The organism is uncultured Ralstonia sp. (assembly GCA_913056305.1).
Lineage (GTDB): Bacteria > Pseudomonadota > Gammaproteobacteria > Burkholderiales > Burkholderiaceae > Ralstonia.
In genome coordinates this window covers 1-13,318 of sequence record CAJXMR010000130.1, presented here as the reverse complement: position 1 = coordinate 13,318, position 13,318 = coordinate 1, and the positions used below count along the sequence as shown (strand labels likewise).

The following is a 13,318-nucleotide window of genomic DNA, read 5'->3' as shown; positions in this document are numbered from 1 at the left end:
GCCCGTGCCGGCGAGCAAGGCCGCGGCTTTGCCGTCGTGGCCGGTGAGGTGCGCAGCCTGGCGCAGCGCAGCGCGGCAGCGGCCAAGGAGATCAAGGCGCTCATCGAGGATTCCGTCACCCACGTCGACACCGGCACCGCCAAGGTGCAGGAGGCCGGGCAGATCATCCGCGAAGTCGTCTCCAGCATCCAGCACGTCACCAGCATCGTTTCCGAGATCAGCGCGTCCAGCCAGGAACAGAGCGACGGCATCGAGCAGATCAACCAGGCCATCGCCCAGATGGACAAGACCACGCAGGAAAACGCCGCCTTGGTGGAAGAAAGCGCGACCGTCGCGCAGGCGCTGCAGGAGCAGGCCAACCAGCTGGCCGGCATGGTCAGCACCTTCAAGCTCAACGACGACCTGCCGGCAGGCCATCCGGCCGGGCACACCCGCACGCAGGGGCACACCAGCACTGGCTCGCGTCCGGCTTGGGGCGACGGGCAAACGGTTGCTCAGTAGTCGCCCTTAGCCGCGGTACAGCAGTCCAACGGAGGAGACACGGGCCGTCGCAAGACCGGCCCGCATAAAAACAGGAACGACGGAATGCAGCGGCAGGTTCATGCCGCCCGCGCTCCGCCCTACTGTCTCGCCGTTTGCTGGACGGCGCTGGTCCCGCTTGCCGCCGCGCTGCCTTTTGCGCGGCGGCACGGCGGCGCGGGACGGGCATCGGAAGGTTGGCGGCGAGATCCGTTCAACGGTGTCTCTTACGGTGCTGACCACTATGCCTTCCCACGCTTCGGAACACGCCGCCCTCTCTACCTCCTCCGAACTTCAAACGCCCCACCCGCAACGGATCGCGATCGTGCCTCCAACGGCCGACGCCCCGGCCGTCCGACGCTTCGTCGACGCGTACCGCGAGCATGGCCATCGCCGCGCACGCCTCGACCCGCTGGCGCAAGTGCCCCTGCCAGACGTGCCGGAACTCAGACCGGCCTATCACGGGCTGGACCCCGCGCACCAGCGAGCGCCAGACAGCCCCCTGCTACCAAGCGCCACCAGCGTGCAAGCGCTTGAATGGCAGCTCAGGCGTGCCTACTGCGGCGCCATCGGCCTGGATTGCACGGGCGTGCGCAGCAAGCAGCGCCGCGCCTGGCTGTTCGCGCGCATGGAGTCGGATCTGCAGCAACCACCGTGCGCGCCGCACCAGAAGCGCGCGCTGCTGCGCCGCCTGCTCGCCGCAGAGATGTGGGAGCGCCATGTCGCCAGCCAGTTCGAGCATGCCAAGCGCTTCTCGCTCGAAGGGTGCGAAAGCCTGGTGCCCTTGCTCGACACGCTCATCGAAGCCGCGGCGCAGCACGGCGCGCGCCAGGTGTTCCTCGGCCTGCCGCACCGTGGCCGCCTGAACGCGCTGGTCAACGTGATGGGCTTCGACGCCGCCACCCTCCTTGCCTGCCTCGACCCCGATTCAGAAACCGCCCGCACCCAGCGCGACCTGCCCTATCACCTCGGCGGCACCGCACGCCGGCAGACGGCGCAGGGTGAGGTCACGCTGTTCCTGGCGCACAACCCGTCGCATCTGCAAAGCGTCTTCCCGGTCGTCAGCGGCATGGCGCGCGCCTATCAGGACGAGCACCGCGACGCGCCCTGCCTGCCCATCGTGGTGCACGGCGATGCGGCCTTCGCCGGCCAGGGCGTCGTGATGGAGACGCTGAACCTGACCCGCAAGCACGGCTACACGCTGGGCGGCACCGTCCACGTGATCGTCAACAACCAGGTCGGCTTCACGACCCCCAACCGCATGGACATCCGGGGCAACGCCTACTGCACCGACGTGGCCCGCATGATCGACGCCCCCGTCCTGCACGTGAATGCCGACCACCCCGAAGAGGTGCTCCGCGCCGCCGTCATCGCGCTCGACTACCGGATGGAGCACGGCGCGGACATCGTCATCGACCTGATCGGCTATCGGCGCCTCGGGCATTCCGAGCATGACGTGCCCGCGCTCACGCAGCCGTCGCTGCAGGCGATCATCGCGGCGCACCCCACCGTCACCGAGCTGTACCACGCGACGAGCGCGGAGGCCTCGCCGCTGGCTGACCTGCGCGCAGACGCCGTGCGGCATCTGCAAGCACGGCCGGCACCGGCCGGGCTGCCCGCCGCCAGCCCGGCATCCGCGGCCGGCACGCGCGGGCTGCTGCCACCGCTGTCGCTGGCACACCTGCGCGCGCTCACGGCAACACTCACCACGCCGCCCGATGATGTGCTGCTGCATGACGTCGTGCGCAAGCTGACCGAGCGCTGGCGCGCCGCCGTCGCGAGCGACAGCAACACCGTCGACTGGTGCCTTGCCGAGACCCTCGCCTACGCCTCGCTGCTGGAAGCCGGGCATGGCGTGCGCATCTCCGGCATGGATGTCGGCCGGGGGACGTTCCTGCACCGGCATGCCGTCTGGCATGTGCAGGAGCCCGCGTCGGGCCATGTCGACACCTACGTGCCGCTGCAACATGTCGCGCCAGGCCAGGGCGCATTCGACGTCGTCAATTCCCCCCTGGCCGAAGAAGCCGTGCTCGGCTTCGAGTACGGCTACAGCGTGCAGACCACAACGCGGCTGACGCTGTGGGAGGCCCAGTTTGGCGATTTCGTCAACGAGGCCCAGGTCATCATCGACCAGTACATTGCCTCGGGCGAATACAAGTGGGGCTACCAGTCCGCCCTCGCGGTGCTGCTGCCACACGGCCACGAAGGCGTCGGCCCGGAACACTCCAGCGGCTATCTGGGGCGCTTCCTGCAGCTGTGCACGGAGCAGAACCTGCGCGTGGTGGTGCCGTCCACCTCGGGCCAGTGGTTTCACCTGCTGCGCGAGCAGGCCACCGCGCCTGAACCCAAACCGCTGGTGGTGATGTCGCCCAAGTCCCAGCTCTACGACAACCCCCGCTCGCACGCGGTGCTAAGGGTGCTGACCGACGCCGCCTTCCTGCCGGTCCTGCCCGACCCCGGCGTGGCAGACGCCGGGGCGGTCACGCGGGCCGTCCTGTGCAGCGGCAAGTTCTTCTACGAGCTGCAGGCACAGCGCGACGCCTCGGGCCGGGGCGACACCGCCCTGATCCGCATCGAGCAGCTCTATCCGTTTCCGGCAGCGGAGCTGGCCGCCGCGCTGGCCGCCTTTCCCAACCTGGCCAAGGTCGTCTGGGCGCAGGAAGAGGACAAGAACCAGGGCGCGTGGCATTTCGTGCGCGACGATCTGCAAGCATGCTTGCCAACGGGATGCCGGCTGACCCCCGTCTGCCGCAGCGCGACGGCATCGGGCGCGCATGCGTCGCTCCGCCGTCATCAGGAGGAACAGCGCCGGCTGGTGACCGCTGCCCTGGGCGACCGGCATTGATGCCGGGTTGATGGGTAGACCGGCGCGCTCAAGGCTGTTGCAGCGGAGCCAGCGCCGGGGCTGGGGCCGGGTGTCGTCTCAGGGCTTAACGCACACCCGCGCCACGGCGCGATCCAGCGCCACGCGGTGCAGCACATCGAGCCCCTGCTCCCGCGCCACCTGCCCCGCCGCCATCGCCAGCTGCGTCGGGCAATCCGCCGCGCTGCGCTGTGGGCCCGCGTCGTGCAAGTCTTGCAGGATCGACGCCTGCAGCTTGTCGAGCTGCGGGCGGATGGCATCGGCCAGGCTCTGACGCGGCGTGGTGGGTGCCCCGCCCTCGCGGCGCCAGCCACCCAGCAGCGCGTACTGGATTTCCTTGTTCGCTTCGATCTGGTCGGTAAAGACGCCGGCCGCGTCTGCCGCAGCCACCCCATGCGCGGGCGCCGCAGCCGATACGTTGGCGATGACCTTGGCTTCCCGCTCGGGGTCGTAGACGGATTGGCCGCTGTCCCACTTGCTCAGCGCCACCTGGTCTGCCGTGGTCAGGCGCTCCGCCATGCGGCGCACGAGCGGGGCGAAGGCGCCGTCTTGTGCGCCGGCGGGGGAGGCGCAGCCGGCCGCGAGCCAGAGCGCGCAGGCAAGCGCTGCAGCCTGCCGGGGGCGAAGAAGCTGGAGGGGGGTCTTCATGGTCGATGTCGATCGATTGCCGGGTTCACATGGGTGGCAATGATAGCCATCCGAACGCATGCGCGTGTTACAGCGAAGCCCCTCCGCACATCACGATCTGCTGCCCGGTGATGGCGCCGCCGTACTCACCGGCCAGGAAGGCGGCCAGCGCGCCCACCTCCTCGGGTGCGATGAAGCGGCCGATCGGCGGCATGCGGGGCGGGGTCTGGGCACGGGCGGGGTCCCGCAGGAACGGCGTGTCGGTGGCGCCAGGCGCGATCACGTTGACGGTGATGCCGCGCGGCGCCAGCTCGGCCGCCCACGAGCGTGCCATGCCCACCAGCGCGGCCTTGGTAGCGGCGTACTGGCTGCGCGTGGGTGCCCCGTTGGCGGTGCGGCTGCCAATGAGGAGGATGCGCCCGCCCGCGGGCATGCGCGGCGCGAGCTTGTCCGCCAAAAACGCGGCGGCGTCCACATGCACCCGCCACATCGCCGCGCCATCGGCCGCCGAGAGTTCGCCCAGTGGTGCGGTGCGCATGAAGCCCGCCGCGTGTACCAAGGCATCGACCGGGCCCAGGCCATCGCATACCTCGGCCAGACGCTCGAAATCGGTCACGTCGACCAGTGCGATCTCCAGCCCCTCGACAGGCTCGGCGGGCGCGGTCCGGCACAGGCCCGTCACGCGCCAGCCCTCGGCCAGCAGGCGTGCTGCAATCGCGCGGCCGATGCCGGAGGAGGCGCCGGTCACGACCGCATGACGCACGGCGGCGGGTTGCTCTGCAGTGTCTGCTCGCATATTCACTCCAGCGGTGCGATCTCCACGTCCACTTCATCGCGCGCCCGGAACGGGTCCAGCTGCTCCACCGAAGCTTCATCGTCGGTGATCAGCGTCCACGGGCGATCGAGCGGCGTCCAGTGCTGCTGGCTGGCGCGCCCGAGCTTGTCCGCCGTGGCCAGCACGAACACCAGCGCTGCCTGGCGGATCACGCATTCCTTGAGATATGCCTGGTCGGCCGAGGCTTCGCACAGCCCATTGGTGGCGACCACGCCGTCGGCACTGAGAAAGGCCTTGTCGACGCTGACGCGGCTGAGCGACAGCTGCGCCAGCGGCCCCAGCGTGCTCATGCTCGACGGCCGCACATCGCCGCCGATGAGCGTAACGGGGATGCCGCCGGCCGCGAGCGAGGTCACCACCATCAGGTTGTTGGTGACCACGTGCACGTCCTTGCCAGCCAGATGCCGCGCAAGCGCCGCCGTCGTCGTGCCACCGTCTAGGAAGACGGTGTCGCCATCGGCGATATGCGCCTGCGCCAGCTTGGCGATCGCCTCCTTCTGCTCGCGCCCGCTCGCGCGCCGCTCTTCCAGCGGGGCCTCCGGCTCGTGCGAGCCAACCGCGGCCGCGCCGCCGTAGGTGCGCAGGATACGGCGGTCGGAAGCAAGCGCGCGCAGGTCGCGGCGCACGGTGGCCTCCGACATGCCGAAGTGCTCGCATAGCGTCGCTACATCGTTCATGCCGCCCAGTACGGCTTTCAACATGGCCTCGCGGCGCTTCGTGACTTTCATCTCTGCAAACCTAACCAACCCCAGATGGGGCTCACTGTAGCAAATCGCCTCCTTGTTCAGCCGCGCACCCAGGCTTCATCCACCGTCACGTACTTGATGCGCTGGCGGAAATACGTGAAGGCGATATGCAACGCGCCGTCCACGCCCTGCACGATCGAGGGGTATGAGTACTCGCGGTTGCGCTGCTCGGCGGAGTTGTTGGTCATGCAGTAGCCATCGCCGATCTCCAGGTTGCGGCGGCGGCGCCAGGTCTGTCCGCCGTCTTCCGAGATGGCGAGCGACAGCGGCGCACGCGGGGCGCCCCAGAACGCCGTGCCGCACGTGGAGGCCGACTGGTCGCGCAGCTCACCGTGGTCTTCGGCGTCTTCGATGTCGTCGTACAGCGAGGTGCGGCGGCCCGTGCTGTGGGACGCATCGCTGTCGTTGTAGACCAGCGCCAGGTGGCCGTTGCGCAGTGCCACGAACTGGATCGACGAGTTGTTGTTGGGCAGCGCGGTCGGCTGCGGAGCGCTCCAGGTGCGGCCGTCGCGCGAGCGGCTGGCGTAGACGAAATCGGCCCAGCGGCTGCGGTACAGCGCCAGCAGGCTGCCGTCGGCCAGCGTCTGCACGTTCATGTGCACGCAGCCGACGCTGTCGGGCACCGCGTGCTGGGTCCAGGTGCGGCCCTGGTCTGCGGAGAGCATGATGGCGCTGATGTCGTCGTTGCCGACCCAGCGCTCGCCGGGCTGCGTGCGGCACAGGAACACGGGACACGCCCACGCACCGTCGGGCAGCACCACGATAGGCTGGCGCACGAAGGTGCCGGCCTGGTCGAACAGCGTTTCGATCGGGCCCCAGTTGTGGCCACCATCGGTCGAGATGCGCCGGCGCACGATGGCGGTGTTCTGGTGGCCGGACAGTTGCGCGGTGTAGATCAGCCACAGCGCGCCTGCGGGCGTGGTGAACAGCACCGGGTTCTGCTCGGAGCGCGTCGGGTCTTCCGACAGCTTGAGCGCCGGCTGCCACTCTGTGCCGCCAGCCGGCAGCCGGGAGAGGTAGACGGACACATCGGGAATCCCCTCCTGCGTGCCGCCAAACCACACGCACAGCAGGTCGCCGTTGGGCAGGACATGGAGGTTGGCGGCGTGGTTCTGCACGCAGGGTGTGGGCAGGAAGGCTTCGCGGCGCTCGGCGTCGGTGTAGGCGATGCGCACGCTGGAATCGAAGGCGGCGTAGGCCGGCAGGGTTGCGGTCATGGCTTGTCTCTGCGGATGGTTCTGGGTCAGTCAGTGCGTCGCGTTGTTCGGCTTGATGCTGGCGACCGGCATACTGTCCTGAGTTGCCTGGACAGGCGCGGCGGCACGAAAGAACAGCTTTTCCACCACCAGCACCAGGGCTGGCGTGACGAGCGCGACGTACATGTTGTCGATGCCAAGCGGGTTGCCCAGCAGGTACCAGATGGTGGTCGTCACCGCCGCCAGGATCAGGCCGACGACCACGCCCCGGTTGCTGTTGAAGAATGGCAGGTAAATGCCGATCAGCGCCACGATCGACACCGACAGCCGCAGCGCCCGCGTGAAGAACGACAGCGCCAGGATCTGCGGCACGAACAGCACGAACACCAGCGGCAGCACGCCCACCGCCAGTGAGATCCAGCGCGTGACACGCATCTCCTGCTCGGCCGTCGGGCGATGGCGCGGCACATAGAAATCCGTGACGATGAGCGAGGCGATGGCCAGCGCCACTGTGCACACGCTCACGAAGATCGAGGCCACCAGCGAGGTCGTCACCACACCGGCCAGCAACGGGTGCATGTGCTCCATGAACACCGGCAGCGCATACAGGCTCTTGATGTTGGGGTACAGAAATTTGGCCGCCACGCCGATAAAGCCCAGCGCCAGCGAGATCGGCACGCACAGCACCGCCGCCATCAGCGAGGCCGAGCGCGCGGCTTCCGGGCTCTTGGTCGACGAGATCGCCTGCACGATGAACTGCGTCGAGAAGATCGCCCCGGCCGAGCCGATGATCCACGCGCCGATGGTGCCGCCAGACAGCGCACCCTTCCACGTGAAGTACTGCTCCGGCATGGTTTGCACCATCGGTCCGATGCCGCCGGAAAGCTTCCATGCCACTGCCACCAGGATACCGATGCCGACCACCTTGACTGCGCTGTGCACGATGGTCAGGTAGGCCACGCTCTTGAGCCCGCCCCAGACAAAATAGACGGTGCTGATGATGGCCGTGATGACCGCCGCAGTGGGCAGGTTGATGTGCATCACCGTGGAGATGGCCGCCGCGCCGCTCACGTAGTTGCCCACGTTCACCAGGAACAGCGAGTAGATCATGATGGCCGACACCACCAGCTTGGCCGTGTTGCCGTACTTCTTGGCGATGAAGCCCGAGATGGTGAACTGCCCCGAGGCGTAGAGCCGCTTGGCCATGAACAGGCCGAAGAACAGGAAGCCGATCGCCGCCGAGATCACCGACCACGACGCGGCGATGCCCACGTTGAACGCCTCCTGCGAGGTGCCCACCGTCGACTTCGCGCCGATGTACTCCGACATCAGCAGCACCGCCACCACCACCGCCGGCATCGAGCGCCCGGCCACCATGAACTGCTCGGAATTTCGGCTGCGCAGCCGGATGCTGGCCACGCTGGTCACCAAGATATAGACCACGACCATGGCAATGATCATGGTCGTGTCCCATGTCGAGAACGAAGTCATCTTTGTCTCCTGATTTTGAGCGGGGTGCTCCGGCCAGCCCGGCGTGTGTCCGTCGAGTCTGGCGCTGCGCCGGGGCGCGGGCTACATCAGTTGTTGCGAGTCGGGTTGTGGATGGGTCTCACGCAGCGCGCACGGCTTGCGGTTCGTCGCGGCGCGTGGCGAGATCGCAGGCCTGCCGGAGGGCTTCGAGCATGCTGCGTTCATCAGCGATGCCCTTCCCGGCGATGTCGAAGGCGGTGCCGTGATCGACCGAGGTACGGATCACCGGCAGGCCGACCGTGACGTTCACGCCCGCCTCCAGCCCCATCACCTTGACCGGGCCGTGGCCCTGGTCGTGGTACATCGCCACCACCACGTCGAAGTCACCCCGGCCGGCGCGGAAGAACAGCGTGTCGGCCGGCAGCGGGCCCTCCACGCGCCAGCCGCGCGCCTGCAGCACCTGCACCGCCGGCACGATCTTTTCCTCTTCCTCGCCGTAGCCGAACAGGCCGTTCTCGCCAGCGTGCGGGTTGATGCCGCACACGCCGATGCGCGGGTTCTCGATGCCGGCGCGCACGAGCGTGGCGTGGGCGCGCTCGATGGTGCGCTGGACCAGGCCGGGCTCGATGCGTCGGATGGCATCCAGCAGGCCGATATGCGTGGTCACGTGGATCACGCGCAGGTTGGGCGCCACCAGCATCATCGAGACCTCATCGATGCCGGTCAGGTGCGCCAGCATCTCGGTGTGGCCGGGGAAGATATGGCCGCCGGCGTGCAGCGCTTCCTTGTTCAGCGGTGCGGTGCAGATGGCATCCAGCTCACCGGCGGAAGTCAGTTCGACGGTGCGGGCGATGTACTGGTAGGCCGCGTCACCGGCAATGGGCGAGAGCTTGCCGTAGGGCAGGTCGGCGGGGATCAGGCCGAGGTCGATGCAATCCACCACGCCGTAGCAGAAGCCGGCCTCGGCCGGGCGTTCGATCGAACGCACCTCCAGCGCCACGCCGGTGCGCCGGGCGGCATCGCGCAGGCGTGCCGTGTCGCCAATCACCAGCGGCCGGCATTGCTCGTACACCGAGCGGTGCGTGAGCGCCTTCATGATGATCTCGGGGCCGATACCGGCGGCATCGCCCATGGTGATGCCGATGACGGGACGATAGGTCATTGCGTGTGTTCCTTTCAATGGAAGAGCGCGGGACGCCTGGTCCGCGCGTTCGGTGCCGGCCGCGGTGTCGACAACGCGCCGCCAGGCGGAATACAGGGCGCCGGGCGCGCCGAAGCCGCCCGCCTTGGTGACAACCGGCAGCACGCGGCCGGCCAGCCGCGCATGCAGCAGTGGCATGCCGGGTTCGATCTCTTCCGCCAGTTGCAGCGCGTCGATGCCGGCGGTGGACAGCAACGCGCGCGCGGTCTCACCGCCGGTGGCGATCAGCCCGCCGGCATGCAGCAGAGCAGGTCCCAGCAGCGCGGCCAGGCGGCGGCAGAAGACGAGGCCATCGGCACTATTGCCGCGCGTGGTCTGGCAGAGCGTGACCAGCACGTCGCGGCCCTCGCACAGCGCGTCGATCACGGTTTGCGTGACGTCGGCTTGCGGCGTGTCGAGCGTGTCAACGGGCAACTCCAGCGTCAGCAACTGAGCGCCGGCACCCGCCTTCAACTCACCCGCCTGCGTGTGCGACACGCTGGACATGCTGCCGACCACAGTCAGCACCGGCCCGGTGGCCGGCACCGCCGCATCGGGCTCAACGGCGGCATTCGCACTGCCCAGCCCAAGCGCGCGGATGAGCGCCGGCGCCAACCCCGCCGAGCCGACCCAAAACGCATGCGCCAGCCGCACCGAGGCCCGTTTCCGAGCGGACCTGCTGCGCGGCAAACGACGCCTTCTCGTTCTTGGCGCGAACGCTGCTGTCCAGCACCGAGAACAGCCACACGCCCACGAAGCCGATCGTCATCGAGAACAGCGCGGGCGACGTGTACGGGAACCACGCCGAGCCCTTCGGATAGCCGAGCGTGGCCTCCCACACCGACGGCGAAACGATCGTCAGACCCACCGACGAGATCAGCCCCAGGAACCCGCCGATAACCGCACCACGCGTGGTACAGCCCTTCCACAGCATCGAGAGGAACAACACCGGAAAGTTGGCCGATGCCGCCACCGCAAACGCCAGCGACACCATGAACGCGATGTTCTGCTTCTCGAAAGCGATGCCCAGCAGCACAGCGATCACGCCCAGCACCAGCGTGGTGATGCGCGAGACCTTCAGCTCGTCGGCGCTGTTGGCCTTGCCGTGCTTGAAGACCGTGGCGTAAAGATCATGCGACACCGCCGATGCACCCGACAGCGTGAGCCCTGCCACCACCGCCAGAATCGTGGCAAACGCCACGGCCGAGATGAAGCCGTAGAACACATCGCCGCCCACCGTCTTGGCCACCAGCACCGCAGCCATGTTGGCCGTGCCCGCGCCGCCCTTGATGACACCCTTGGCCACGTCGGACAGTTCGGGGTTCGTCAACACCAGCGTGATCGCACCAAAGCCGATGATGAAGAACAGGATGTAGAAGTAGCCGATCCAGGTGGTCGCCCAGAAGACCGATTTGCGCGCCTCCTTGGCATCCGGGACCGTGAAGAAACGCATCAGGATGTGCGGCAGACCGGCGGTGCCGAACATCAGCGCCATGCCGAACGAGATGGCCGAGATCGGGTCCTTGATGAAGCCACCCGGCGCCATCACCGACAGACCGATCTTGGCGGCCTCATCGGGCGATTTGCCGGCATTGGCTGCAATGGCGGTCTTGACCTGCACAGCCTTGGCGAACAACGCCTCCAGACTGAAACCGTACTGCGCCAGCACCATGATGGCCATGAACGTCACGCCGGCCAGCAGCATGCACGCCTTGATGATCTGCACCCAGGTGGTTGCGGTCATTCCGCCGAAGAGCACGTAGACCATCATCAACGCGCCGACAATGACCACCGCGATCCAGTAATCCAGCCCGAACAGCAGTTTGATGAGCTGGCCTGCACCCACCATCTGAGCGATCAGATAGAACGCCACCACCACCAGTGTGCCAACCGCGGCAAAGCTGCGGATCGGGCCTTGCTCGAACCGGTAGCCTGCCACGTCTGCAAAGGTGAACTTGCCAAGGTTGCGCAGCCGCTCGGCCATCAGGAACGTGATGATCGGCCAGCCGACCAGAAAGCCGATGGAGTAGATCAGGCCGTCGTAGCCGGAGGTCATCACGGCCGCGGAAATACCGAGGAAGGACGCTGCCGACATGTAGTCGCCCGAAATGGCCAGGCCATTCTGGAAGCCGGTGATGCCGCCGCCCGCCGTGTAGAAATCGGCCGCGGACCGCGTACGCTTGGCCGCCCACTTCGTGATCCACAGCGTGCCGGCCACGAACAGAGAAAACAGAACGATGGCCGTGGTGTTGGTTTCCTGCTTGGCGGTCTGTCCGACATCGCCGCCGGCAGCCAGAGCCGCCCCGCAGGCGCCAGCGGCCAGTAGCGCCACCAGCAGGATCGAAAGCATCTTCTTCATTTGGCGACGTCCTTCAGGATGTCCTGCGTCAGTTGATCGTATTCGCTGTTGGCGCGGCGCACGTAGATGCCGGTAATGACGACGGTGAAGATGATGACCGCCATGCCGACGGGCATGCCCACGCTCATCACGCCTGTACCCACGGGCTTGGCGAGAAATGCCTTATCGAAGGCGATCAGCGCGATGTAGCCGTAGTACACGGCCAGCATCAGCACTGTCAGAACGAGGCCAAGCCTGTTGCGTCTCTGTTTGAGCTGCGCATATTTCGGATGCGCTTCGATTTTTCCTACCAATCCATCCTGCATCGCCTGTCTCCTGGTTTGCTCTTGGAATGTGTGCGGCGATTCTGGATAGCGAAACTGACTGAACTCTTACTCAGGCGGTCCGCGGCGGTTTACTGCGATAGTGGTTTTCCCTAGCGCCGCACAACAACGTAAGAAACGGTGCGCGACATCCAGCGGCAAATCGGCCGTGAAGCGACAGCCATCGCCCAAAACGACGTCGGTAACCGCGTGCCTCTTGTGCGTATGCACATTCGCAGAAGGTGCACATGCCGTCTGGCACTGCATATACAAACCGGCGGTTGGATGATGCGGCGCACGCAGCCCGGCAACGGCCGGATCAATGCGCCGCGCGTCAGCCCGCGGGCACCCAGGTGCTTGATTTCGTTGAAATCGTCACCGCCAATCGCGTGCATCGGAAGGCACATGCCTGTCAGAACGCCGTAAGTTTCGGCTTCCACAATCCTTGACACTTCCGCGGGCGAAAAGCGTTTGCGTTGTCATGTCGGTGCCCAGTGGGACGACCTACGAAAAAAACAGGAGACAACATGGCAACCGTGCAGAGTGCACCGAACGCGCCCGTCGGGCGTGCGCAGCCCGCGCCCATGACGAGGGAGGAGAAGAAGGTCATCTTTGCCTCGTCGCTGGGGACAGTGTTCGAGTGGTACGACTTTTATCTCTACGGCTCGTTGGCGGCCATCATCGCCAAGCAGTTCTTCTCGGGCCTGGACCCCACGGCGGGCTTCATCTTTGCCCTGCTGGCCTTTGCCGCCGGCTTCTTGGTGCGCCCGTTCGGCGCGCTGGTGTTCGGCCGCCTGGGCGACATGATCGGGCGCAAGTACACGTTCCTGGTCACCATCGTCATCATGGGTACGTCGACGTTCATCGTCGGCCTGCTTCCGTCGTACGGCACGATTGGCGTTGCTGCGCCGATCATCCTGATCGCGCTGCGCATGCTGCAAGGTCTGGCGCTGGGCGGTGAGTACGGCGGCGCCGCCACGTATGTCGCCGAGCACGCCCCGCACGGCCGCCGCGGTGCCTACACGTCGTGGATCCAGACGACGGCCACGCTGGGCCTGTTCCTCTCGCTGGTCGTCATCCTGGCCGTGCGCGAACTGACCGGCAAGGCATTCGACGACTGGGGCTGGCGCATCCCGTTCCTGGTGTCGATCCTGCTGCTCGCCACGTCGGTGTACATCCGCCTGTCGATGAGTGAATCGCCGGCATTCCAGAAGATGAAGG

9 protein-coding genes and 2 pseudogenes are annotated in these 13,318 nt (G+C 67.0%); 3 read left to right on the top strand and 8 right to left on the bottom strand.

Annotated features, from left to right (window positions below):
* Both QZ609_RS17935 and QZ609_RS17930 read left to right on the top strand, forming a co-directional pair.
* The coding region (locus QZ609_RS17935; protein WP_295497624.1) for a methyl-accepting chemotaxis protein at positions 1-501 on the top strand (501 nt) is incomplete at its 5' end.
* A gap of 262 nt (positions 502-763) precedes the next feature.
* Complete coding sequence (locus QZ609_RS17930) at positions 764-3,364, top strand: 2-oxoglutarate dehydrogenase E1 component (RefSeq protein WP_295497622.1); 2,601 nt, start codon at positions 764-766, stop codon at positions 3,362-3,364.
* 78 nt (positions 3,365-3,442) lie between these two features.
* On the opposite strand, the gene QZ609_RS17925 is transcribed toward QZ609_RS17930, so the two are convergent.
* The 8 genes and pseudogenes from QZ609_RS17925 to QZ609_RS17890 all read right to left on the bottom strand — a co-directional run bounded on the left by QZ609_RS17925 (position 3,443) and on the right by QZ609_RS17890 (position 12,100).
* Positions 3,443-4,030: a chorismate mutase gene (locus QZ609_RS17925; RefSeq protein ID WP_295497620.1), complete on the bottom strand. Its 588-nt coding sequence runs from the start codon at positions 4,028-4,030 to the stop codon at positions 3,443-3,445.
* Positions 4,031-4,097: 67 nt separating this feature from the next.
* The gene (locus QZ609_RS17920; protein ID WP_295497618.1) at positions 4,098-4,805 is read right to left on the bottom strand and encodes an SDR family oxidoreductase; all 708 of its coding nucleotides are present in this window, start codon (positions 4,803-4,805) and stop codon (positions 4,098-4,100) included.
* Positions 4,806-4,807: 2 nt separating this feature from the next.
* Positions 4,808-5,572, bottom strand: a complete 765-nt coding sequence (locus QZ609_RS17915) for a DeoR/GlpR family DNA-binding transcription regulator (protein ID WP_295497616.1) — start codon at positions 5,570-5,572, stop codon at positions 4,808-4,810.
* 56 nt (positions 5,573-5,628) lie between these two features.
* On the bottom strand, positions 5,629-6,807 hold the full coding sequence (locus tag QZ609_RS17910; RefSeq protein ID WP_295497614.1) for a sialidase family protein: 1,179 nt from the start codon (positions 6,805-6,807) through the stop codon (positions 5,629-5,631).
* 30 nt (positions 6,808-6,837) lie between these two features.
* Complete coding sequence (locus QZ609_RS17905; RefSeq protein WP_295497612.1) at positions 6,838-8,277, bottom strand: sodium:solute symporter family protein; 1,440 nt, start codon at positions 8,275-8,277, stop codon at positions 6,838-6,840.
* Positions 8,278-8,395: 118 nt separating this feature from the next.
* Positions 8,396-10,093 (bottom strand): annotated as a pseudogene (gene pdxA / locus QZ609_RS17900) (4-hydroxythreonine-4-phosphate dehydrogenase PdxA); the annotation flags it as partial.
* Positions 10,077-11,795, bottom strand: a pseudogene (locus tag QZ609_RS17895) (cation acetate symporter); the annotation flags it as partial. The pseudogenes pdxA and QZ609_RS17895, both read right to left, overlap by 17 nt.
* Positions 11,792-12,100, bottom strand: a complete 309-nt coding sequence (locus QZ609_RS17890; protein WP_004635419.1) for a DUF485 domain-containing protein — start codon at positions 12,098-12,100, stop codon at positions 11,792-11,794. The pseudogene QZ609_RS17895 and the gene QZ609_RS17890, both read right to left, overlap by 4 nt.
* Before the next feature lie 524 nt (positions 12,101-12,624).
* On the opposite strand from QZ609_RS17890, the gene QZ609_RS17885 reads away from it, so the two are divergent.
* Positions 12,625-13,318: MFS transporter (locus tag QZ609_RS17885; protein ID WP_295497602.1), on the top strand; the 694-nt coding region annotated here is incomplete at its 3' end.

Bases quoted from the DNA above. Each gene is read 5' to 3' on its own strand.
- QZ609_RS17930 (WP_295497622.1), top strand. From the start codon at position 764: ATGCCTTCCCACGCTTCGGAACACGCCGCCCTCTCTACCTCCTCCGAA.
- QZ609_RS17920 (WP_295497618.1), bottom strand. From the start codon at position 4,805: ATGCGAGCAGACACTGCAGAGCAACCCGCCGCCGTGCGTCATGCGGTC.
- QZ609_RS17925 (WP_295497620.1), bottom strand. From the start codon at position 4,030: ATGAAGACCCCCCTCCAGCTTCTTCGCCCCCGGCAGGCTGCAGCGCTT.
- QZ609_RS17905 (WP_295497612.1), bottom strand. From the start codon at position 8,277: ATGACTTCGTTCTCGACATGGGACACGACCATGATCATTGCCATGGTC.
- QZ609_RS17890 (WP_004635419.1), bottom strand. From the start codon at position 12,100: ATGCAGGATGGATTGGTAGGAAAAATCGAAGCGCATCCGAAATATGCG.
- QZ609_RS17910 (WP_295497614.1), bottom strand. From the start codon at position 6,807: ATGACCGCAACCCTGCCGGCCTACGCCGCCTTCGATTCCAGCGTGCGC.
- QZ609_RS17915 (WP_295497616.1), bottom strand. From the start codon at position 5,572: ATGAAAGTCACGAAGCGCCGCGAGGCCATGTTGAAAGCCGTACTGGGC.